28 protein-coding genes and 2 tRNA genes are annotated in these 21,477 nt (G+C 68.0%); 3 read left to right on the plus strand and 27 right to left on the minus strand.

What is annotated here, in order from left to right:
• Window positions 1-27: 27 nt before the first annotated feature.
• From EGH21_RS11190 to mvk, 6 genes are all read right to left on the minus strand, one after another.
• A complete protein-coding gene (locus EGH21_RS11190; protein WP_220618553.1) occupies window positions 28-957 on the minus strand; it encodes an ArsA family ATPase in 930 nt (309 codons plus the stop codon).
• Between the two features lie 62 nt (window positions 958-1,019).
• Complete coding sequence (gene idsA3 / locus EGH21_RS11195; protein ID WP_220618554.1) at window positions 1,020-2,060, minus strand: geranylfarnesyl diphosphate synthase; 1,041 nt, start codon at window positions 2,058-2,060, stop codon at window positions 1,020-1,022.
• A 4-nt stretch (window positions 2,061-2,064) separates the two neighbouring features.
• Window positions 2,065-3,411 (minus strand): ribonuclease J, encoded by a 1,347-nt coding sequence (locus tag EGH21_RS11200; RefSeq protein ID WP_220618555.1) that lies wholly within the window; start codon window positions 3,409-3,411, stop codon window positions 2,065-2,067.
• A 266-nt stretch (window positions 3,412-3,677) separates the two neighbouring features.
• On the minus strand, window positions 3,678-5,069 hold the full coding sequence (locus EGH21_RS11205; RefSeq protein ID WP_220618556.1) for a hypothetical protein: 1,392 nt from the start codon (window positions 5,067-5,069) through the stop codon (window positions 3,678-3,680).
• 43 nt (window positions 5,070-5,112) lie between these two features.
• Complete coding sequence (locus EGH21_RS11210) at window positions 5,113-5,859, minus strand: isopentenyl phosphate kinase (protein ID WP_220618557.1); 747 nt, start codon at window positions 5,857-5,859, stop codon at window positions 5,113-5,115.
• On the minus strand, window positions 5,856-6,839 hold the full coding sequence (mvk, locus tag EGH21_RS11215) for a mevalonate kinase (RefSeq protein WP_220618558.1): 984 nt from the start codon (window positions 6,837-6,839) through the stop codon (window positions 5,856-5,858). Before mvk ends, EGH21_RS11210 begins: the two co-directional genes overlap by 4 nt.
• A gap of 155 nt (window positions 6,840-6,994) precedes the next feature.
• Between mvk and EGH21_RS11220 the strand changes: the two genes are divergently transcribed.
• A complete protein-coding gene (locus tag EGH21_RS11220) occupies window positions 6,995-7,825 on the plus strand; it encodes a hypothetical protein (RefSeq protein ID WP_220618559.1) in 831 nt (276 codons plus the stop codon).
• Here the strand turns inward: EGH21_RS11220 and EGH21_RS11225 are convergent.
• The 16 genes from EGH21_RS11225 to EGH21_RS11300 form a co-directional block, all read right to left on the minus strand.
• Complete coding sequence (locus EGH21_RS11225; protein ID WP_220618560.1) at window positions 7,822-9,159, minus strand: cytochrome P450; 1,338 nt, start codon at window positions 9,157-9,159, stop codon at window positions 7,822-7,824. The two genes, EGH21_RS11220 and EGH21_RS11225, sit on opposite strands and share 4 nt — an antisense overlap.
• A 58-nt stretch (window positions 9,160-9,217) precedes the next feature.
• A complete protein-coding gene (locus EGH21_RS11230; RefSeq protein WP_220618561.1) occupies window positions 9,218-9,598 on the minus strand; it encodes a DUF5518 domain-containing protein in 381 nt (126 codons plus the stop codon).
• 54 nt (window positions 9,599-9,652) lie between these two features.
• A complete protein-coding gene (locus tag EGH21_RS11235; RefSeq protein ID WP_220618562.1) occupies window positions 9,653-10,030 on the minus strand; it encodes a DUF5518 domain-containing protein in 378 nt (125 codons plus the stop codon).
• A gap of 108 nt (window positions 10,031-10,138) precedes the next feature.
• Window positions 10,139-10,921 carry a 30S ribosomal protein S2 gene (gene rpsB / locus EGH21_RS11240; RefSeq protein ID WP_220618563.1) on the minus strand — a complete coding sequence of 261 codons (783 nt, stop codon included), beginning with the start codon at window positions 10,919-10,921 and terminating at the stop codon, window positions 10,139-10,141.
• Window positions 10,918-12,123 (minus strand): phosphopyruvate hydratase, encoded by a 1,206-nt coding sequence (eno, locus tag EGH21_RS11245; protein ID WP_220618564.1) that lies wholly within the window; start codon window positions 12,121-12,123, stop codon window positions 10,918-10,920. The genes rpsB and eno overlap by 4 nt, the downstream gene beginning before the upstream one ends.
• Entirely contained in the window at window positions 12,120-12,299 is a 180-nt protein-coding gene (locus tag EGH21_RS11250; RefSeq protein ID WP_220618565.1) for a DNA-directed RNA polymerase subunit K, read from the minus strand. The genes eno and EGH21_RS11250 overlap by 4 nt, the downstream gene beginning before the upstream one ends.
• Entirely contained in the window at window positions 12,296-12,496 is a 201-nt protein-coding gene (locus tag EGH21_RS11255; protein ID WP_166970841.1) for a DNA-directed RNA polymerase subunit N, read from the minus strand. The genes EGH21_RS11250 and EGH21_RS11255 overlap by 4 nt, the downstream gene beginning before the upstream one ends.
• Before the next feature lie 12 nt (window positions 12,497-12,508).
• Window positions 12,509-12,907, minus strand: a complete 399-nt coding sequence (locus EGH21_RS11260) for a 30S ribosomal protein S9 (RefSeq protein ID WP_166970843.1) — start codon at window positions 12,905-12,907, stop codon at window positions 12,509-12,511.
• The gene (locus EGH21_RS11265) at window positions 12,901-13,338 is read right to left on the minus strand and encodes a 50S ribosomal protein L13 (protein WP_220618566.1); all 438 of its coding nucleotides are present in this window, start codon (window positions 13,336-13,338) and stop codon (window positions 12,901-12,903) included. Before EGH21_RS11265 ends, EGH21_RS11260 begins: the two co-directional genes overlap by 7 nt.
• Complete coding sequence (locus EGH21_RS11270; RefSeq protein WP_220618567.1) at window positions 13,335-13,685, minus strand: 50S ribosomal protein L18e; 351 nt, start codon at window positions 13,683-13,685, stop codon at window positions 13,335-13,337. The genes EGH21_RS11265 and EGH21_RS11270 overlap by 4 nt, the downstream gene beginning before the upstream one ends.
• Before the next feature lie 24 nt (window positions 13,686-13,709).
• Window positions 13,710-13,794 (minus strand) — tRNA-Leu (locus EGH21_RS11275).
• Window positions 13,795-13,897: 103 nt separating this feature from the next.
• Window positions 13,898-14,677 (minus strand): DNA-directed RNA polymerase subunit D, encoded by a 780-nt coding sequence (locus EGH21_RS11280; protein WP_220618568.1) that lies wholly within the window; start codon window positions 14,675-14,677, stop codon window positions 13,898-13,900.
• 3 nt (window positions 14,678-14,680) lie between these two features.
• A complete protein-coding gene (locus EGH21_RS11285; protein WP_166970851.1) occupies window positions 14,681-15,073 on the minus strand; it encodes a 30S ribosomal protein S11 in 393 nt (130 codons plus the stop codon).
• Entirely contained in the window at window positions 15,070-15,582 is a 513-nt protein-coding gene (locus tag EGH21_RS11290; RefSeq protein WP_220618569.1) for a 30S ribosomal protein S4, read from the minus strand. Before EGH21_RS11290 ends, EGH21_RS11285 begins: the two co-directional genes overlap by 4 nt.
• Window positions 15,582-16,112 (minus strand): 30S ribosomal protein S13, encoded by a 531-nt coding sequence (locus EGH21_RS11295; protein WP_220618570.1) that lies wholly within the window; start codon window positions 16,110-16,112, stop codon window positions 15,582-15,584. The genes EGH21_RS11290 and EGH21_RS11295 overlap by 1 nt, the downstream gene beginning before the upstream one ends.
• A gap of 23 nt (window positions 16,113-16,135) precedes the next feature.
• A tRNA-Ser gene (locus EGH21_RS11300) sits at window positions 16,136-16,220 on the minus strand.
• Window positions 16,221-16,417: 197 nt separating this feature from the next.
• Between EGH21_RS11300 and EGH21_RS11305 the strand changes: the two genes are divergently transcribed.
• Window positions 16,418-16,729 (plus strand): hypothetical protein, encoded by a 312-nt coding sequence (locus EGH21_RS11305; RefSeq protein ID WP_220618571.1) that lies wholly within the window; start codon window positions 16,418-16,420, stop codon window positions 16,727-16,729.
• Window positions 16,730-16,790: 61 nt separating this feature from the next.
• The gene (locus tag EGH21_RS11310) at window positions 16,791-17,858 is read left to right on the plus strand and encodes an Mrp/NBP35 family ATP-binding protein (protein WP_220618572.1); all 1,068 of its coding nucleotides are present in this window, start codon (window positions 16,791-16,793) and stop codon (window positions 17,856-17,858) included.
• A gap of 48 nt (window positions 17,859-17,906) precedes the next feature.
• Here the strand turns inward: EGH21_RS11310 and EGH21_RS11315 are convergent, their stop codons facing one another.
• The 5 genes from EGH21_RS11315 to cofD form a co-directional block, all read right to left on the minus strand.
• Window positions 17,907-18,098 (minus strand): 30S ribosomal protein S17e, encoded by a 192-nt coding sequence (locus EGH21_RS11315; RefSeq protein ID WP_166970859.1) that lies wholly within the window; start codon window positions 18,096-18,098, stop codon window positions 17,907-17,909.
• 142 nt (window positions 18,099-18,240) lie between these two features.
• Window positions 18,241-18,825 carry a DUF447 domain-containing protein gene (locus EGH21_RS11320; protein ID WP_220618573.1) on the minus strand — a complete coding sequence of 195 codons (585 nt, stop codon included), beginning with the start codon at window positions 18,823-18,825 and terminating at the stop codon, window positions 18,241-18,243.
• Window positions 18,825-19,664: a triphosphoribosyl-dephospho-CoA synthase gene (locus EGH21_RS11325; protein WP_220618574.1), complete on the minus strand. Its 840-nt coding sequence runs from the start codon at window positions 19,662-19,664 to the stop codon at window positions 18,825-18,827. The genes EGH21_RS11320 and EGH21_RS11325 overlap by 1 nt, the downstream gene beginning before the upstream one ends.
• Window positions 19,661-20,407: a tRNA-dihydrouridine synthase gene (locus EGH21_RS11330; protein ID WP_220618575.1), complete on the minus strand. Its 747-nt coding sequence runs from the start codon at window positions 20,405-20,407 to the stop codon at window positions 19,661-19,663. The genes EGH21_RS11325 and EGH21_RS11330 overlap by 4 nt, the downstream gene beginning before the upstream one ends.
• The gene (gene cofD / locus EGH21_RS11335; RefSeq protein ID WP_220618576.1) at window positions 20,407-21,399 is read right to left on the minus strand and encodes a 2-phospho-L-lactate transferase; all 993 of its coding nucleotides are present in this window, start codon (window positions 21,397-21,399) and stop codon (window positions 20,407-20,409) included. Before cofD ends, EGH21_RS11330 begins: the two co-directional genes overlap by 1 nt.
• Between the last annotated feature and the right edge of the window lie 78 nt (window positions 21,400-21,477).

Consider the following 21,477-nt stretch of genomic DNA (forward strand, 5'->3'; position numbering starts at 1 on the left):
GAGGCCCCAAAACGGCGTCGGGTTCGGTCAGACGTCGAGATGAGCGCCGACCCGACGCAGTGCGTCGAGGCCGGTCACCTCGCCGGATTCGTCCGGGACGGTCCACAGGTCGAGGTCTGGTAGCGACTCGCCGAGCGTCTCGAGCGCCGCCTCCTGTACGGCCCGTTTCCCGCGACAGCGCTCGCAGTCCCCCGCGTCCTCGATCAGTTTGTTCACCACGAGCGTCGTCACCGGCACCTCGAACTCGCGCAACTGGTCGACCAATCGCTCGCTCTCCCGGACCGCCATCGTCTCCGGTATCGTGACGACGCGGAACTCGGTCCGGTCGGGGTCTCTGAGGACTCCACCGACCCGCTCCATCCGGTCGCGCATCGCCGCGAAGTCGTCGCGCCCCTCGTCTCGACGACTCGCCATCGGTCCGAACAGCATCGTCCGGGTCGTGTTCACCTTGCGTCGGACCTGGTCGCGCAGGTCCAGCGCCGTCCGCATCCCCCGGTCCACGACGCGCGGGAGGTCCAGCAGTCTGAGCGTGTGCCCCGTCGGCGCGGTGTCGAACACCACCCGGTCCCACCGGTCGCCGTCGACGTACGTCGCCAGCCCCTCGAGCGCGGCCAGTTCGTCGCTCCCGGGCATCACGCCCGAGGTGAAGAGCTCCGTTATCTCGTCCTCGTCGAGGCGGATGCCGGCACTCGAGAACTCCTCGGCCAGCGCCTCGAACAGCGCCCGGTAGCGGTCGACGCCCGCCTGCGGGTCGACTTCGACGCCCCAGAGGTTCTCGCGTATCTCGACAGGAGCCCCACCGATTGTCGTCTCGACGGCGTCGCCAAGCGAGTGGGCCGGGTCCGTCGAGACGACGAGCGTCTCGTGGCCCCGTCTGGCGAGCGAGAGCCCCGTCGCCGCCGCGATGGTCGTCTTGCCGACCCCGCCTTTGCCGCCGTAGAGGACGAACGCAGTCACGGCTACGCGTAGGTGTCAGACTGGCTTAACGCTCGGGTCGGCCGCGTGAAAAGGCGGTGAGGTCAGTACTCGCGTTCGACGAGGTAGTTCGCGATGCCGTCCAGCAGGTCGCGGGCCTCGTTGTCCGGGAGTACTTCGAGGTTCTCTTTCCCGCTCGTGACGAGTTCCTGCGCTCGGTCACGGGCGTACTCGATAGAGCCGGCCTCGCGGAGCGTCGCGACCGCCTCGTCGATTTCGGCCTCGGACACCTCGTCGACCGAGTCGGTGTCGACGAGGTTCTCGACGTCGACGCCCTGCTGGCGGGCGTGCAACGTCACGAGGGTCTGCTTGTTCTCGACGAGGTCCGACCCGCGCTGCTTGCCCAGTTTCTCCGAGGGCGTCGTCAGGTCCAGCAGGTCGTCCTGAATCTGGAAGGCCCGGCCCACGTCCAGTCCGTGGTTGTACAGGGCCTCGACCGTCTCCTCGTCGGCCCCGAGCAGCGTCGCCGGGATGGCGGCGGCGGCGCCGTACAGCACCGCCGTCTTCAGTTCGACCATCTCCAGGTACTCGTCGGGCGTGACCGCCTCGCGCTGTTCGAACTCGATGTCCAGCGACTGCCCCTCGCAGATGCGCGTACACGTCTTCGCGAGACGCTTGTTGGCGGCGACGCTCCTGTCGTGGGCGGCGCCGGTCTCGAGCAGGAACTCGAAGGCCTTCGAGTACAGCGTGTCGCCGGCGAGAATCGCCGTCGAGAGGTCGTACTCCTTGTGGACGGCCGGGACCCCGCGGCGGAGGTCGTCGTCGTCCATGATGTCGTCGTGGATGAGCGTGAACGTCTGGATGACCTCGATGGCCAGCGCCGCCGAGAGCACGTCGACCTGCCCGCCGTCGAGTCTCGGGAAGTCACGGTAGTCGACCGAGAGCGGGTCGACGTCCAGCAGGGACTCCGCGACCAGCAACAGCACGGTCGGCCGGAGTCGCTTGCCGCCGGCGTCCAGCAGGTAGCGAGTCGCCTCGTAGAGATGCTCGGGCCGCGTCACTGGAAGCTCCTCGGGGAGGGCCTCGTTGACCCGCTCCCGGCGGGCGAGGATGGCTTCTTCGACCTGCTGATAACCTTCGGACATGTGGTTATTCCGTGAGCTGAATCATGTTGCCGTTACGCGTCACGTGCAGGTCGCGGCCGACCTTGTAGCCCATGTCCTCGGCGAGGTCCACGTACGGCGCGAACCCTTCGAGGCTCTGGTGGGCCGGGATGACGTGCTGGGGCTGGAGGGCGTCCAGCATCTCGTAGTGGCCCTCCTGTCGGAGGTGGCCGGAGACGTGGATGTCGTCGTAGATGCGGGCGCCCTGCATGCCCAGCAGTTTCTCGGACTGGTAGCGCTGACCCTCGTTGGTCGGTTCCGGGATGACCCGGGCCGAGAACAGCACCTTGTCGCCGTCGTCTAGCTCGTAGGGCGTCTCGCCGCGGCCCATACGGGTGAGCATCGCGCGTGGTTCGCCCTGGTGGCCGGTGACGATGGGCAGGAAGTTCTCCTTGCCCTCGTTCATGATGCGCTTGAACGTGCGGTCGACGGACTTGCGGTGGCCGTACATCCCGAGGTCCTCCGGGAAGTCGACGAAGTCCAGTCGTTCGGCGGTCCCGGAGTACTTCTCCATCGAGCGACCCAACAGGACTGGCTGGCGGCCCATGTCCTCGGCGAACTCGACGAGCGACTTCACACGTGCGATGTGCGAGGAGAACGTGGTGGCGACGATACCGCCGTCGTAGTCCTCGATACTCGTCATGACGTCCTTGAGGTGGCGACGCGCGACGGACTCGGAGGGCGTGCGGCCCTTCCGGCCGGCGTTCGTACAGTCCTCGATGTAACAGAGGACGCCGTTGCCCTCGCGGCTGATCTCTCGGAACCGCTTCATGTCGATGGGGTCGCCGATGACCGGCGTGTGGTCCATCCGCTTGTCGAGGCCGTAGACGACCGACCCCTCCGGCGTGTGGAGGACCGGGTTGATGGCGTCGATGATGGAGTGAGTGACGTTGACGAACTCCAGTTCGTTGCGCTCGCCGATGTTCATCGTCTCGCCGGCCTCCATCTTGACGAGGTCGTTCTGGACCCCGAACTTCTCCTCGCCCTTGATCTGCTGTTTGACGAGTTCGATGGTGAACGGCGTCGCGACGATGGGGGCGTCGTATCGGTGCGCGAGTTTCGAGATGGCGCCGATGTGGTCGAGGTGGCCGTGTGTCGGCACGATGGCCTTCACGTCACCTTCGAGGTCGGACATCACCCGGTCGTCCGGGATAGCGCCCATGTCGATGAGGTCGAGCGAGTGCATGCGCTCGGTCTCGACGTTGTCGTGAATCAGTACCTTCGAGAGGTTCAGTCCCATGTCGAAGATGACGACGTCGTCACCTGCACGGACGGCCGTCATCTGACGGCCAACTGCCTCGTATCCGCCGATTGTTGCGATTTCGACTTCCATGGTTGTAGGTCCGAGTGAAAGCCGTCCGCTGGCCCGCGGTTGGTGCTGGCGACGACGGTAACTGCCGAAGCGGCGTCTCGATTCCCGTGGGCGTCGAGGCCGGCCGGGGAGACCCGTAGCCTCGCTGCCCGAAGTGGAAGGGACTCGCGTCCCGACGACTCTAGCCGTCGTCTGCCGGCCGCCGAACCGCGGTCCGCGGGCGGCCGTGCGCTCGGTTACGCGGAGTTACAACCCCGCTTCTTAAAACGATGTGGGTTCCGGGGCGCTCACTCGTCGTCTAGCGCGTCAGAGAGTGGGTCGCTGTCCGAATCAACGTCGAACCCAGTGACGCCTTCGTCGGCTAGCGTCGCGTCGTCGTCTTCGTCGTCTAACTCGTCGGTGGTCGACTCCGCTGTCCCCTCGTCGTCCTCGACGACACGCGTCTCCCGGGACTCGATACTCCCGAACAAGTCCTCGTCGCTCTCCTCGGTTCCCGTGTCACCGAAGAGGTCGTCGGCGGTCCGTGGTCCGTCGGCGTCGGTCCTGTCACCGTGCTCGTCCGGTCCGGTCTCGGAATCTTCGTCCCAGTCGGTCTGTGCCTCGGTCGTGGACTGGTCGTCGGCCGCCATCGACTCGGCCGCGTCCGACTGGTCGTCGTCCGACGAGGCGGGCTGTGGCCCCTGAAACTCCGACGGGTCCGGGGGCGACCACTCCTGCGGTTCGGTCGCCGGTGCGTCGTCGCCGGTCTGTCGGTCCGAAGCCGTAGAGTCCGTCGCCTCGGCGTCGTCCGCCGGACCGCCGAAGATGTCGGCCCCGTCTGGCGACGACTCCTCGGCCGGGGGACTGTGGGCCGCCGGTTCGGGCTCGCTCACCGTCTCGGACGAGTCGTCGGCGGCCTCGGTCGGGGGCTGGGTGTCCGCGTCGTCTGCCGGCCCGCCGAAGATTTCGTCGGGTGACGCCGACGAGTCGTCCCCCTCGGTCTCCGAACTGGGCGCTGGTTCCGCCGCCGGTTCGGGCACGGACTCGTCCTCGCGTTCGGGGCGCTCTTCCGCCGGGTCGTCGGCCGCGATAAGGTCCGCGTCGTCCCGACCCGTGTCGTCCTCGGCAGGCGTCGCCGTCTCCGCTACGTCCTCGGACGGCGACGCCTCGGCGACTGCGTCGGTCTCGGCCGCCTCGCCGTCGGGGTCCGTCTCGGCCGACGTGGCCGTCTCTGCCGTCGGTTCGAGCGGGTCGCCGTCCGTCGTCTCGTCGGACTCTCCGTCCGCCGTCTCGGTCCGGCCTTCGTCGGGAGATTCCGCGGTCGCACCGGCGGCCGCTACGCCAGCGGCCGCCCCGTCCTCGCCCGCCTCTCGGGACTCGCTGTCGGGTGCCGCTGATTGGGCCGGCACGGTCCCGTCGTCCGTCTTCGCGACGGCCGCGGCCGTCCCGACCATCGTCGCGTCGGCGACGAGTTTGTGCAGGAGTCCGAACACGCCCGAGAGCGTGAGCAGGACCCCGATGGCGGCGACGGCGACGCCGAGCATGGCTCGGTTCGTCGTGACGGAGGGCGACGCACTGGGCGAGGCACCGAGGACCACGCCGATGCCGACGAACAACCCACCGACGATAGCGACGACGAGGACGTACCCGACGTACCGAGCACCGTAGCGGTAGACGTCGGGCAAGCTAACAGCAGACATGAATTTACAATCAGCAACAGCGGTCAAATAGGTTACGACGGGGTCACACTCGCTGTTGGGACCCGATAGTCGTCCCCGGCGCGTCTCCGTCGAGGAACGCCGACAGCGCGTCGGGACCGAACACCGAGGCGGGGCTCTCGAGTTCGAGCAGGGCACGCACTTTCGCGGCCATCCCGCCGGAGACGTCCGTTGTGTCGCTGCCGCCGAGCGCCGCCGCGACGTCCTCGAAGGCGTCGATACGGTCGATTACCTCGCCTTCCTCGTCTAACACGCCGGGTACCGTCGAGCAGACGCCGACCCGGTCGGCGTCGATGGCCGGGGCCAGTTCGACCACCAGTTCGTCGCCGCTGAGGACCGTCACCCCTTCTCCCGCGTGGGCGACGAGGTCGCCGTGCAACACCGGCACGAACCCCTCTGCGAGGAGCGTCCGCACCTGCCCGGTCGGGAGCGTGAGCGCCCCGTCGGCGTCGCGGTGGGCCGCCGAGAAGGGGTGAACCGGGACGGCGGGGACGCCGCGCTCGGTCAGCGCCGCCACGACGGCGTCGTTCAGTCGCGTCATCGCACCGTGGATGGCCTGTACGCCGGCCACGTCGTGGGTGCCCTCGGTAGTACTGACCCCGTACTCGGCGGCGTGGTGGTGGCCGAAGCTCCCGCCGCCGTGAACCACGACGACGTCGTCGTCGCCGGCCGCGACGGCGTCCGCGGCGGCGGCGAGTGCGTCCTCGTCGACCGTCTCCGGCGTGTCCTTCTCAGTGACGACGCTCCCGCCGAGTTTGAGGACGACGGTCATTCCTGCCGGACTCCGTCAGTGTCCAGTTCGGCACGGAAGACCGACTCACAGCCCGGCGTGTACTTCAGTGCGGTGAGCGCGTCCTCGGTGTCGTCCAGCGCGACGATACACCCACCGCCGCCGGCCCCGGTGAGTTTCGCGCCCATCGCCCCGGCGTCGCGGGCGGCCCAGACCATTGAGTCCAGCGACCGGGAGGAGACACCCAGCGCCGACAGCAGGCCGTGGTTGAAGTCCATCAGGTCGCCCAGCGTCTCGTAGTCGTCGGTCCCGAGCACCGACTCGCCCTCGCGGACGACGTCGCCGATGGCGCGAACCGTGTCGGCCGCGAAGTCGTACTCCTCGCGGAGACTCCTGACGCCCGCGACCAGTGTCCCGGTGTCGCCGGCGCCGCCGTCGTAGCCGATGACGAACGGGAGGTTGCCGACGCCGTCGACGGTGCGACAGTCCTCCCCCTCGACGCGGACGGCCCCGCCCACCGCCGAGCAGAAGGTGTCGGCTCGGGAGGCTTCGCCGTCCTGTACGGCCGCCTCCACCTGATAGGCCCGCTCCGCAATCGCTTCGGGGGAGAGTTCGACGCCAAGTTCCCGGGTGGCGGCGTCGATGGCGGCGACGACGACGGCCGCCGAGGACCCGAGTCCCGCTCCGAGCGGGATGTCACTCTCGATGCGAATCTCGAACCCGGCGCCGGGCGCGTCGGCCGCGTCCCGCACCTGTGCCACCGCCTCGTTGACGTACCCCATCGCCGCTTCGAGGAGAGGTTCCGACGCGTCGACGTCGGGTCGTCCCTCCCCGTCTCCCTCGTACTCGACGGTGAACCCGTCGAGTTGGAGGTCCTCAGAGTGGATTCGGAGCCCCTCGTCTATCTCCCTCGCCGTCACGCGGGCCCGGCGCTCGATGGCGCACGGGACCGCTGGCTCACCGTAGACGACTGCGTGCTCCCCGAACAGGTACACCTTGCCGGGAGCGCTCGACGTGACCATACCCGCCCGTGTGGCGCGAGGGGGTTAGGCGTTTTCGGAGCCAATCTCTTGCACGTGGACACGCCCGTCCCGTGGGCGGAGCACGCCGAGCGAACGGTACGATTGAGTTTTGAGCCATCTGAAAGCACTTTCTGGTGCGCGGAGAACGGAGGTGTATGAACCGCCGACGCGTACTCGCCGCCCTCGGGACCGGCCTCGCTGGTCTCGCGGGGTGCCAATCGGAACCGCCGTCGACGCCGGGCGAGACGTCCGGGACGGCCACCGACGACCAGCGGACCGACTCGCCGACGTCGTCCCGGACGGACGTGCCCGTCACCGTCGAGGACGTCGTCGTCAGGAAGGCCATCACCTACGAATCGTCGATGGGGTCCGGCGGCGTCCTGACCGGCGACGACAGACAGTACGTCGTGGGCTCGGTTCGGGGCGTGGACGACGGCCGTGACGTGACGTTCACGTTCGAGACGGACGACGGCTCGTGGGAGCAGGGGCTGCCCGTGACGATGGGCGCGCGGAACCACGCCATCGCCGGGCACGAGCGACCGTACGTCGCCTTCACGGTTCCGTCCCCGTTGTCGGCGTCGAACCCCCGGATTCGTCGCTCGGAGGACGGCACCACGTGGCCGCTTTCCCAGCGCGCACGCGAGACGCTCGCGGCACCGGCACCACGGTTCGAACTCGATACTCTGACCGCGCCGGAGAACGTCTCGCAGGGCGAGCAGTTGTCGGTGTCGCTGACGGCGACGAACGTCTCCGAGACGGACGGCCGCTTCCTCGCGGCGGTCTACTGGCCGACGAAGGGGATTGCCGACGACGACGAGTCCCACGTCGTCGAGCGGTCGGTCGCCGCTGGCGACAGCATCACGGCCTCGCTCGACATCGACACGGAGTATACGGCCTACGAAGACGGGGCCGTCACGCTGTCTGTCGCGGGCCACGTCACGGCCGAGCGCGAAATTCGGGTCGAAGACACCTCGACACCTACCTAACGCTCCCGGACCCGCATCGACATCTCCTGTCGCGGGTGCGCGGTCAGCGACGGCATGAGTTCCAGCGGCGTCTCGCCCATGAACTCCAGACGGTACTGCTGGGCCGTCGTCGCGACGATGAGTTGGGCCTCCAGCATGGCGAGGTGCTTGCCGATGCAGTGCCGTGGGCCGCCGCCGAAGGGGAAGTACGCGAACCGGGGCCGCTCTTTGGCCCGCTCGGGTTTCCAGCGCTCGGGGTCGAACGTCTCCGGGTCGTCGTAGAACCGCTCGGAGCGGTGGACGCCCCACTGTGGCAGCATCAGCGTCGTCCCCGCGTCGACGGGGTACTCCGACAGTTCCACGTCCTCTGTCGGCTCTCTGAATATCGTGTACACCGGGGGATAGAGGCGCATCGCCTCCTGAATCACCCACTCCAGATAGTCGAGTTCGCGGACGTGTTCCATCCCGGGTCGCTCGTCGCCGACCACCGCCTCCAGTTCCTCGTGGACTCTGCGTTCGGCCTCGGGGTTCTCCGAGAGGAGGAACCACGTGTAGGTGAGCGTCAGCGCCGTCGTGTCGTGGCCCGCAAGCAGCATCGTCATCATCTCGTCGCGCAACTGCTCGGGCGACTGCTCGCCGTCGTCGCGGGCCCGGAGGAGGACCGACAGGAAGTCCATCGGCCCGTCTTCGTCGGTCCCCACCGTCTCCTCGCGGACCTCGATGATGTCGTCCAACACCTCGTCGAGCGTCGCGACAGCGCTGTCGAACGCCGCGTCGTCTGGCATCGGCATCCACTCCGGCGCGGCGAACCGGAGCGGGTCGGGTTCGAACCGCTGACCCAGCGGTATCAGTTGCTCCTCGATGGTCTGCACGCGCTGTTCGGACAGTTCGACCCCCATCATCAGGTCGAGGATGACGTCGAGCGTCGTCCGCGTCATCGCCTGTTCGACGTCGACGACGTCGTCCGCTCGCCAGTCCGCGATACGGTCCTCGGCGTGGCCGGTGATGCGGTCGGCCATCCCCGAGAGTCGCGCCATCGAGAACGCGGGGTTGGCCAGTCGCCGCTGTCGCTCCCACGTCTCGCCCTCGCTCAACAGGAGGCCCTCGCCCAGCAAGTCGCCGAGCGCGTCCCCCTGGAAGTCCGGCTTGCGGAACCGGGCGCTCTCCGAGACCAGTACGCGCTCGATAGCCGTCGGGTCACACAGCATGACCGTATCCATCGGCCCCATGTCGAAGCGGGCGACGTCACCGTAGGCGCTCTCCAGCGTCGAGATGAACCGGAAGGGGTCGTCGGCGTAGGTCCTGCTACTGCCGAACAGCGGTTCGCCTTTCGGTCCGGGCGGCGTCTCTGCCATCGGTCGTCGTTGGGGCTGGACACGCTTGAATCGCATGCCAAACCAGTCGGTAGCGGCCTCAGAGCCAGCGACTGGGGTCGAGGTTCCACGCCGTGTGTCGCGCTGCCCACGTCCCGCCGAGGCCACCCACGGCGCTCAACCCGACGGTGTAGGCGAGGAAGAACGCGAACACGAGCGCGAGGAAGAGCCCGTAGGCCGGCGAGGACGGGGCGATTCCGAACCCGAGCGCCCCGGCGAGGTACAGCGCTGGGAGGAACAGTGCCAACAGCGGCACCGTGGCGCCGACGCCGGCCAGCAGGCCGAGCCACAGGCCGCTGGCGTACCCCCCGCCGTGTCTGTTGGCGGCGACGGCACCGCCGACCAGCGACGAGAACGGGACGAACGAGAGGCCGACGGTGACCAGCGCACCCCATCCGGCGTCCCGCAGCGTCTCGCGCATCTCGTCTGGTTCTGTCGACAGCCGGTGTTATATAAGTGCGTGCGCCGACGTCGGTCAGGTACCGATGTCGGTGTCGTACTTCACGTAGTTGCCCAGCCAGCCGCCGAGCGCGCTCAGCCCCACGACGTAGACGGCGGCGAACACCGCCGCCACGACGAAGAAGAGGAGGCCGAACGCCCCCATCCGCATCGGCATCCCACCGAGGAGGAAGCCGAGGAAGACCACGCCCACGAGGGCGAACACCAGCAACGTGAACACGAGCCCGATGACGCCGGAGATGGCGCCCACACGGAGCCCGTTGTCTCTGTCTCCGCCTTCGAGATAGCCGGCGAGTGCGCCGCCGAACACCGGTGCGAAGGGGACGAAACCACTCAGGACGGCCGTCGCGACGGCCCCGATGACCGCGTTGAGGAGGGTGTCTCGTTCTGCCATCGGCAACCGGTACACCGCGGGCTGTCCTATGTCTTGTGCCGTCTGTCGACGGCGAGCGTCGTCACTGGCGAGCGGTCCGGCGAGAAAGTGAAGAATCGAACGCCCGCGTCAGAGTTCGGACTCGAAGTCCTCGAGTCCGTAGGACGGTTCGGCACCGCGACGGTCGAGCGTCTCGTTGGCCAGCAGCCAGTAGACGACCGACAGCGCCTTGCGACCCTTGTTGTTCGTGGGCACCACGAGGTCGACGTTCGACGTGGTGTTGTTGGAGTCACACATCGCGATGACCGGGATGCCGACGGTGATGGCCTCCTTGACGGCCTGGGAGTCACCGATGGGGTCGGTGACGACCACGACGTCAGGTTCGATGTAGCCGTCGTAGTCCGGGTTCGTCAGCGTGCCGGGGATGAACCGGCCCGTGCGGGCACGGGCGCCGACGGCGTCGGCGAACTTCTCGGCCGGGAACCGACCGTACTGGCGGGACGACGCCACGAGAATCTGCTCGGGGTCGTAGTTGGCCAGGAAGTCCGCGGCGGTGCGGATGCGCTGGTCGGTCATCGAGACGTCCAGTACGTAGAGCCCGTCGTCACGGACGCGGTGGATGAACCGTTCCATGTCCTGGGTCTTCTGCTGGGTCCCGATGTGAACACCGGCGCCGAGGTAGTCCTCGACGGGGATGAGGAGGTCGGCCTCGGACTGCTCGTCGGGCATGACGTCCTCGTCGAGCTGGGGTCCGGCGTCCTCGTCCTCGGTTGTCTCTGCCTCGGCCTCCGCGGCCTCGGCGGGCTGTTCGGCTGCCGTCTCGGCCTCTGCGTCGGCCGCTTCGTCGTCCTCCTCGGACGGGTCGAAGTCGGACTCGGACGCGTCGAGACCCTCTTTTTCGTTGCCGCTCATACTGCGTTGTCCTCGATACGGATGAGTTCGTTCAGCTTGGCTGTGCGCTCGCCGCCGACCGCGCCCGTCTTGATGAACGGGGCGTCGGTCGCCACAGCGAGGTGTGCGATAGTGGTGTCCTCCGTCTCGCCGCTCCGGTGAGAGACCACGGATTCGTAGCCGTTCCGGGTCGCCAGTTCGATGGCGTCCACCGCGTCGGTGAGCGTCCCGATCTGGTTGGGCTTGATGAGGATGGAGTTGCCTGCGCCGACGCTGATGCCGGCTTCGAGTCGCTCGACGTTCGTGACGAACAGGTCGTCACCGCAGACGAGCGTCTGGTCGCCGACGCGGTCGGTCAGGTCGGCGAAGGCCTCGTAGTCGTTCTCGTCGAGGGGGTCCTCGACGTAGACGAGGTCGTACTCCTCGACCTTCTCGGCGATGTACTCGATCTGCTCCTCGGTGGACTTCACGCCGTCGTCGTAGACGTAGCCGTCCTCGTCCTCGTCGTACAGTTCGGCGCCGGCGACGTCGAGGCCGAAGGCGATGGCGAAGCCGAAGTCGTCGGCGACCGTCTCGACGGCCTCGTCCATGATCTCGAACGCTTCGTCGTCCGAGACGGAGGGCGCCCACGCGCCCTCGTCGCCCTTGCCCGCGGGCAGGTCGCGGTCGGCCAGGATGTCGTGGACCTCCTGGTGGACCGCGGCGTTGGCGAAGACGGCCTCCTCGACGCTCGGTGCGCCGACCGGAGCCGCGAGGAACTCCTGGATGTTGGTGGCGTCCGCGGCGTGTTCGCCGCCGCCGATGATGTTACCCAGCGGCGTCGGGTACTCGTTGCCCCGGAAGGTACCGCCGAGGTGCTGGAACAGCGGTGCGCCCAGCACGTCGGCACCGGCCTTCGCGGCCGCCATCGAGATGGCGACGGCGGAGTTGGCACCGATACCGGAGAAGTCGTCCGTGCCGTCGGCGGCGTGGAGCGCCGCGTCGACGTCACGCTGGTTCCCGGCGTGGACTTCACCGATGAGGCGCGGAAGCGCGTCGTCGCGAGCGTTCGCGATTGCTTCCTGAGCCGGCAGTTCGATGGCCTCGTACTCGCCGGTGCTTGCGCCGCTCGGTGCCTTGCCACGACCGAAGCCCCCACTCTCGGTGAGGACGTCGGCTTCCACGGTCGCGTTCCCACGCGAGTCGAGGACGCGGCGGAGTCGTACGTCGGTGATTAGCGTCATTTGTGGTCACCTCGCCTGACGGTGAACGGGAGCACGCCAGCGTCGTACTCCTCGGCCGCGATGAGGATGGGCTGGGTGTGCTCCGTCTCGATGAGCACGGGTGCGCCGTGGGCCAACTGCAGCGCTCGCGCGCCGAGTTTGCGGGCCTTCTCGTATCGGCTTTCCTGTGCGTTCATTGGTAGGGAGCGACGATGTCGACGAGGTCTTTGTGCGAGACGAGCATCCGGCGACAGCAGTGCCGCTCGACGCCGAGTTCGTCGAGGACCATCTCGGGGTCCTCTGGCTCCTCGGCTTCGCGCGTGCGGGCCTTGAACTCCTCCCAGTGCTCGCCGACGACGTTACCACAGGTGAAACACCGGACCGGTACCATCATACGTGAATCACCTCAGCGGTAGGACTTCTGGTAGCGGGCCCGAGCGCCGGGGCCGCCCCACTTCTTGGGTTCGGACTGGCGAACGTCGTTGACCAGCAGCGAGCGGTCGAACTCCATGAACGCGTCGCGGAGCTCCGCGTCGTTCGTGAAGTCGACGAGGCCGCGAGCGATGGCGGTTCGGGCGGCGTCGGCCTGCCCCATGACACCGCCACCCTCGACGGACACCTCGACGTCGACGTCGTCACGGAGGTCGTCCTCCGCGATGCGGAACGGCTCCAGCATCTTCAGCTGGGCCAGTTCCGGGTCGACCAGTTCGACCGGCTGGGAGTCGATACGCACGCGGCCCTCGCCCTCGCGGATAGTCGCGCGGGCGACGGCAGTCTTCTTCTTGCCAGACGTGTTCGTTACCATGTCTTGTTCGCTCCGAGTGCCTCGCTCACGTCGCCGAGCGAGACGAACTTGATGTTCGACAGTCGGTCCAGCGAGGTCCCTTCGAGGACGTCGCCGTCCTCGTCGTGTGGGTTCCCGACGTACACGCGGACGTTCTCGAACGCCTCGCGGCCGCGCTGCTTCTTGTGGGGCAGCATGCCGCGGATGGCGCGCTTGAAGATACCGTCCGGGCGCTTCGGGTAGAAGTACGAGTTGTCGGCGCCGATGTCGACGCGCTTCTTGTACTTCTCGGTGATCTGCTCTTCGCGGCCGGTGATGACCGCGCGTTCGGCGTTGACGACGGCGACGGACTGCCCGTCGAGTGCCTTCTCGGCCACTTCGGATGCCACGCGGCCCATGATACAGTCACGGGCGTCGACGACGACGTCGGCGTCGAACTCTGCGAGGCTCATCGGATCACCCGCACGTGGGAGCCTTCCGGATTGTTTTCGATTGCCTGTTCGAGTGATACAGCCTCTCCGACCTGGTCGATCTTCTTCTCGGCGGTTCCGGAGAAGTCGACTGCGGCGACGGTGATGTCCTTCTGCAGGACACCGGAGCCGAGCACCTTGCCCGGCACAACCACGGTCTCGTCTTCCTGTGCGTATCGTTCGATACGCCCGAGGTTGACTTCCGCGTGTGTGCGCCGTGGCTTCTCGAGGCGCTCGGCGACGTCGCCCCAGACGTTGCCGCCCGCGTTGCGGGCGGCCGACTTCAGGTCGGCGATGAGACTACTGAGTCTCGGGTTCGTCTTGCTCATAGAGTTCCTCCTTTGTAGGAAAAGTGCAGGGAGCAGGATTTGAACCTGCGGACCCCTACGGGACAGCGCCCTGAACGCTGCGCCGTTGGCCAGACTTGGCTATCCCTGCTCGCATTGTTGCGTTTCGCGTGCCCCGTAAAAACCCCTTCGGTCCTCGCGCTCGGGGGGCGGGCGGTCATCGGCGTCGAAGGGGTGTTTCGGAGCATGTGGCGTTACAGTTGGACCGCGTCTTTCAGTTCGGTCGCGCGGTCACGCAGCGTCTCGACCGCGCGCAGGACCAGTTCGTCGGTGGTGAACGAGCCGTCGGTCTCGACGTGGAACACGAAGGCGTTCTCGACGTCGGTGACCTCGACCTCCTTGCCCGGGTAGCGCTGGGCGAGGTCGTTGCCGAACTCGTCGGTCGACACGAGGTCGCCGTCCGTCGCGTCGACGGCGGCGTGTTCGGCCGCACCCTCCTTGATGACACCGCGGAGGATGTTCGGCTCCTCGTCCTCGAACTCGCCCTTCTCGCCGACGACCTCGGTTCGCTGGAGGTGTCGGTAGCCGACGGCCACGCCGCCCTGATGTTTGGCGTGTTCCTTCCCCGTATCGAGGACGGCGTCGGCCTCGACTTCGAGGCGCTGGCCGTCTTTGAGGTCGATGATGGGGACGTTGTCGTCGGCCGGTTCGACGAGTCCGTCACTGGAGACGAGGTCGCTGGAGTAGGCCGTCGCCGGCCCGTCCACCGAGAGCGACAGCGTGACCTCGTCGCCGACCTCGAAGTCGTCGAGGTCGGTCGTGAGCGGGACCAGCCCCAGTCGGAGGCCGATCTGCTCGTTGAACATCACGCTCGTGTTCTCGATGACGCGGACCGTGTCGATACTGAACGTGGGGACGTCGGCGATCATCGCCCGGCGGATGCCGTTGGCAAAGGCCGGCGTGATGCCCCGAATCAGTACGAGCGACTCCCGCTCGCCGCGTTCGACGAACTCGACCTCGTAGTCCTGTGTCATTGGTTAGAATCCGGAGTTTTTCGGTGCGCGAGTGCCGTCGTGCGGCGTCGGCGTGACGTCCTCGATGCGACCGATTTCGAGGCCGGCACGTGCCAGCGCTCGGATGGTCGCCTGCGCGCCCGGCCCGGGGGAGGTCTGCTGGTTCCCACCGGGACCACGGACGCGGACGTCGACGCCTTCGACGCCGCGGTCGAGGGCCTTCTCGGCGACGACTTCGGCCATCTGCATGGCGGCGTACGGCGACGCCTCGTCGCGGTTCTGCTTGACGACCGTCCCGCCGGAGCTCTTCGCGAGCGTCTCCGCGCCGGTCTGGTCGGTGATGGTGATGATGGTGTTGTTGAACGATGCGTGGACGTGTGCGACGCCCCAGATGCCGTCGTTTTCTGCTTCGCTCATTCTTGGGCCTCCGCGCGCTCAGGGTGCAGTTCGTCCGCAAGCGAGCTGTTCTCGTCGAAGCCGACCGTGTCCTCGACGGCGACTTCCACCTTCATCGACGGGCGCGTGACGCGCTGGCCGCCCAGCACGATGTGGCCGTGGACGATGAACTGACGGGCCTGCTCGGGCGTGTTCGCGTAGCCCTTGCGGTAGACGACCGTCTGGAGCCGGCGTTCGAGGACGTCGGTGACGTCGAGCGACAGGACGTCGTCCAGCGTGTCCTGTTCGCTGAGGATGCCGTAGCGCTTCAGGCGGGCGAGGAACTCGTCGGCCTCGTCCGTCTCGACCGTCTGGCCGAGCAGTTTCCGGGCCTCGCGGCGGTAGCCACGGAGCTCGGACTGGGCACGCCAGAGCTCTTCTTTGTTCTTCAGGCCGTAGCGGCCGAGGAGATTGCTCTCGTCGGCGATACGCTCGCCCTGGAACGGGTGGTTCGGCGTCTCGTAGAACTTCGTGTTGGAGCCGAGTGCCATTATTCCTCATCCCCCGCAGCTTCCTCAGCCTGCTCTTCCTTGATGGCCTCCACGTTGACGCCGATGGTCCCCTCGGTACGACCGGTGGACTTCGTGCGCTGGCCGCGGACCTTCTGGCCGCGCTTGTGACGGACCCCACGGTAGGAGTCTATCATCTTCATGCGGTTGATGTCCTGCCGGCGGGTGAGCTGGAGGTCGTTCCCGGTCTCGTGGGTGGTCTCACCGGAGAAGTAGTCCTTCTGGTGGTTGGTCATCCACTCGGGGACCTCGTCGGCGTAGTTCTCGACGGCGTCGACGACGGAGTCGATGACGTCGTCGTCGAGCTTCCCGAACACCGCGCGGCGGTCCACATCAGCCTGCTGGGCGATGATGCGGGCGGCGCGGTGGCCGATGCCGTTCAGTTCTGTCAGTGCTCGCTCGACGGACTTGGTACCGTCGAGGTCGGTCTGTCCGATACGGACGAAATAGCGGATGTCCTCCTCTTCTTCGGCATCCGCGTCGTCGCCCGCGTTGGGGTCTTCTGCACTCATATATGGGTAATCGGTTGGGTGAGCGTCGTGGCTGGGATTCGAACCCAGGAGGCTGTACGCCACAGAGTTAGCAACCCTGCGCCTTGGGCCAGGCTTGGCTACCACGACACGTGCTTGCTGATACTCGCGCCCGCGGCATCGCGGACTCGGGGGCCGGTCCCCCTACACGAGTCTGTCCGTGACTATTCCGGGGTTGTATTTAAACGCAACGGAAGGCTCTGGCCCCGTGACGGCGCCGCATACGTGATTGGCCCGCACGGAGCGGTGGCGTAACTGCTTCCCAACTGGCGTGCGTACCGGGCTACATGACGAACACTTCGCGCGCGGACGGCGGGACCACGGTCGACCCGACCGACCGCGAGGCCGTCCGGCGCCACCTCGAACGGTTCGCCGGTCCGGAGAACGTCACCGAACGCGACGACGGGAGCCTGAGTGCCGAGTTCAGCCGGTCGACGTACGTCTCCGTCGGCGCAGACGGCCACGTCGCCACGGGGATGCCACTGCACGCCTTCGACGCACCGGCCGACCGCCTCGTCTTCGACCACGACGCCGGCGAACTGCACGTCGAGGGCGGGTCAGGCGAGGAGACGGTCGCGTACACGTTCCGGCGACCGTGACCGTCGTCGAACGGCAGTTCTGTCACAATCCTTATCGCACTTCGGGGGCCTACCCGGTGGTATGAACGAAGACGACGTCCGTGAGCGGCTCCGGACCGTCCAGGACCCGGACCTCGGCGACGACATCGTGTCGCTGGGTCTCATCAACAGCATCGAGGTCACAGACGACGAGGTTCGTATCGACCTCGCGCTCGGCGCGCCGTACTCCCCGACGGAGACGAGCATCGCAAACGAGGTCCGGGAGGCGCTCTCGGACGTCGACCGCGAGGTGGCCCTCTCGGCCAGCGTCGACCGCGGCGTGCCCGAGGACGAGGACCCGCTCCCCGAGGTGAAGAACGTCATCGCCGTCGCCTCGGGGAAGGGCGGCGTCGGGAAGTCGACCGTCGCCGTCAACCTCGCGGCCGGCCTCTCCCGACTCGGCGCGCGGGTGGGCCTATTCGACGCCGACATCTACGGGCCGAACGTCCCGCGGATGCTGAACGCCGACGAGTCGCCCCGTGCCACCGAGGACGAGGAGATAATCCCCGTCGAGAAGCACGGGCTGAAACTGATGAGTATGGACTTCCTCGTCGGGAAGGACGACCCGGTCATCTTCCGTGGCCCGATGGTCGACAACGTGCTCACCCAACTGTGGGACGACGTGCTGTGGGGGTCGCTCGACTACATGGTCGTGGACCTCCCGCCGGGGACCGGCGACACGCAACTGACGATGCTCCAGCGCGTCCCCGTCTCCGGGGCCGTCATCGTCACCACCCCGCAGGAAGTCGCCCTCGACGACGCTCGCAAGGGCCTGCGGATGTTCGGCCGTCACGAGACGCCCGTGCTGGGCATCGTCGAGAACATGTCGACGTTCGTCTGTCCGGACTGTGGCGGCGAGCACGACATCTTCGGGAGCGGCGGCGGCCGGCGGTTCGCCGACGAGAACGAGATGCCGTTCCTCGGCGAGATTCCGCTGGACCCGGACGTGCGCGAGGGCGGCGACAGCGGGCAACCACTCGTGCTGGACGAGGACGACGAGACGGGCGAGGCCTTCCGCGACATCGCCGCTCGCACGGCGAACATGCAGGGCGTCATCCACCGCAAGCGGCAGGCCGATTCCCGGGCCGCCGAAGCCGAGCCGGAACGCTAGGAGAGTGCTGCCGCTGTCCGAACGGGCAGTAGAGAGAGAAAGACCGTGTTACGCTTCGACGGGGTTGTTGTACTTGCGCGTGACGTAGCCGGCGATACGGTTGCGCACGCCCTTGGACTCGATGTTCGTGACCTCCTCGACGACGTCCTTGTTGTGCTCGAAGTCGGCACCGAACGCGTCGGGGTATCGCTCCATCAGTAGTGTCCCGGTCTTCTTGACGTAGGCGGGTTTGATTGCCATGCGCGTTTCTTGCTAGGTGGCGTTCAAAAAGGGTTCGACTTCCACGCCGGGACGCGAACGGTTATCACTCGGACGGGTCCCAGCGGTCCGTTCGAGCGTGTTCGGCCGAGGTGGCTGGCGATTTCGTCGGGTCACGCACCCGTCACCACTCGGCGTCGACGAGGGCACGGACCCGCTCGAACGCCACTCGCTCGCGCTCGCTCCCGGCCGTCTCGACGACGGACTCGAAGTACGCCAGCCTATCGAGCAACGTCTCGCGGTCGTAAGCCGGGACGTCCAGTCGTGAGGCGGCGACGGTCGCCTCGACCACCGCGGCGTGGCCCCGGTTCGTCGTCGGCACGACGCGTCGCTCGACGGCGCTCTCCGCGGGACGGAGCGCCCACTCGACCCACTGCGTGTCACCGTCTTCGCCCTCGTCGAGACGGTCGACGTCGACCCGGACCCACGCGTCGGCGCTGTCCAACACGGGGTCGTCTTCCTCGCGGACCGACAGGGCGGCCTCCGCGAAGTCGACCGGGTCCCGCGTGAACTGGACGTACCCCTCGCCGCGGTCCCGGAAGTTCCGCCACGTCCGGGTCCGTCCCCACGTCGTCGCCGTCACCGGGTAGTCGCCGTCGGGCGCCTGCACCCCGAGCGCCGCGACGTTCCACAGGTCGTTCGGCCCGAGCGTCGTCACGACGCTCTCGGTGACCCCGCCGAGAGCGACCGGCCAGTCCGTCTCGCCCATCAGACGACCAGCCCCCGTTCCAGCGCGACGAACAGCGCCCCGGCCACGAGGTCCGCCGTGGTTCCTGGGTTCACGTCGCGGGCGACGAACTCCTCGGCCAGTTCCGTCGCGTCCTCCTCGCCGTCCAGCACCGCCTGCGCTCGTCGCTGGACCTCCGCGGCCGTCTCGCGGTCGTTCCGCGTGACGACGAAGGTGTCCACCTCCTCGGCCAGCAACCGGAGGAAGGCCCGCGATGCACGGTCCGCGACGGGCCCCTCGCCGGCCAGTATCCCTTCGGCGGCGTCGAAGACGCGCTCGAACCCACTCGTCCACTCGGCGGCGACGCCGTCCACGTCGGCACTCTCGGCCATCACGTCGGACAGCGTCAGTCCCCGCTCCTCCAGGGTCGGTATCGCGTCGCTCCCGCGGCGCACGTCCAGCGGTTCCAGTCCCTCGGGCGGGTCGTCGACGGCCACGTCGACGTGTTCGAAGGCACGGTAGAAGTCGGCGGCGTCGGCCACGGTCGTGTCACCGACGACGTCCGCGACCCCTTCCGGCGTCGGATCGCCCTCGCTCGCGGCCGCGACCAGCGGTGTCAGCACCAAGAGCGCGCCGAACTGGGTGTTGCCGCCCGACTGGCCGGCCATGCCGTCGACCGCCCGCTCGAACGCGCGGCCCACTCGCTCGCCGTCGGCCGCGCGGTCGAGGCCCGGCCGCGCACCCACCGCGCCCGCGAGAAAGTGCTCGAACCGCAAATCGTCGTACTCCCGTTCCCGGTCGACGTTCCCGGGTTTCGGCGTCCCGCTGACCTCCAGCAGGAGCGCCAGTTCGGCGTTCTGGGCCGTCGACCGCTCGCTCATCGGACCACCTCGCGGCCGAACCAGTCGTCTGCGGTCGCCCTGACCGCCCGCAGGACGTCGGGGTCGTCACTCGCCCGCCCGACGCTTACCGCGTCGGCGCCGTACTCGAAGTACTCCGTGGCCGTCGCACGGTCACGGACGCCGTTGTTCGCGACGACGAAGCAGTCGGTGGCCTCGGCCACCTCGGCGACGACCGCCTCCGAGTCCATCGCGTCGACGTGGACGGCGTCTGCGCCAGCGTCCTCGACGCGGCGAGCCACCTCGGCGAGGTCGACCCCCTCGACTTCCGTCCTGACTTTCACGGAGACGTCGGCCCCCGCCTCGCTCGCGGCGGCGACCTGTCCGGCGAGTCGGTCGGTGTCCCGGAGGAGCGACTCGCCGGCACCGGCAGTACACATCTCGTCCTGCCGGCAGTGGGCGTTCACTTCGAGGACGGCGTCGTGGGCCCGACAGACGCGGGCCGCACGCGCTATCGGGTCGGGCGACGCACTCCGAACGTTGAACGCCGGACGGAGCGGCGCGTCCGAGAGCGCCGCGAGTTGGGCGTCGACGAACGCAATCGGGTCGTCGGGGAGGAACTCGGATCGGTCCCGGTCGACCATCTCGCGGGCGGCCGCCCGCGTTGGCCCGTCGAGTGAGATACCACCGAGGAAGGCACAGCCGACGTGCGCTTCGACGGCGCGTGCCCACGCGGCGTCCGCCTCACCGCTGAGACTCGCCAGCGCGACCCGCGGTCGGAACATCAGGCCACCTCCGCGAGAGCGTCCGCGACGGCGCGGGCGACTCTGTCGGCGTCTTCGGGGCCGTCTAGGGTCGTGTCCGTGCGGACCACCGGCCTGTCGAGGTCGGTGCCGTCCTCGGTGTCGAGGACGAACGCGTCCGCGAAGGGGTAGCTCTCGGCGACGCCGGCGGTACTGGCCTCGCGGCCGACGCCCGCCAGCAGGTCCGCGGCCGGGCCGGAGAACACCTCGTCCTCGACGAACGGCGAGACGGCGACCACCGGCGTCTCGGCGAGTGCGTCGCGGATGCCGTCGACGGCGAGCATCGGTCCGAGCGACGTGACGGGGTTCGACGGACCGACGACCACCGGGTCCGAGAGGGCCGTCAGGACGGCGTCGGTGGCCGCCGCCGTCTCGCCGCCGCGGAACTCGACGTCTTCGACCGTCGGGTCGCCGTTCCGACCGACCCACCACTCCTGGAAGTGCATCGGGCCCCGTGGCGTGTGGACGATGGTCGCGACGGGTTCGTCACTCATCGGCAGCAGCGTCCGGTCGAGGTCGAAGGCGTCAGCGAGGATACGCGTCACCTCTGTCAGCGAGTGGCCCGCGTCCAGTAGCGAGGTCCGCGTGACGTGGACCGCACGGTCCCGGTCGCCGATGTGCATGAACTCGGCGACGCCGGAGAATCGACGCCAGCGAGCGATGTCGCGGCCCGACGTCTGCGCGTCGGGAGGGAGGTACTGGGGACCCGTCGGGAGGTCGGCGGCCTCGGCGAGGTGGTGGAGTTCGTCGTGTGTCTCGGCGGTGTCGTCGGCGATGCCCCACCACGTCTCCCGGTCGAGTTCGCCGCCGTCGAGAAAGAGGACGGTATCGAGGTCCGGACAGACGAGGTGACCGCCCAACTCCACGTCGTCGCCCGTGTTGGCGACGACCGTCGTGGCCGCGGGTTCGAACACGTCGTCGGCGCCGGCGAGGAGTTTCGGCGTGCCCGTCCCGCCGGCGAGGAACGTCACCATACGGCGACGTAGGGGTGAGCGACCCTATAAACGTGGCCCTGCCCCCGAGAGCACCCGGCGAACGGCCCGGCCAGTCGT

The sequence above is a fragment of the Haloarcula rubra genome, assembly GCF_019599465.1.
GTDB lineage: Archaea > Halobacteriota > Halobacteria > Halobacteriales > Haloarculaceae > Haloarcula > Haloarcula rubra.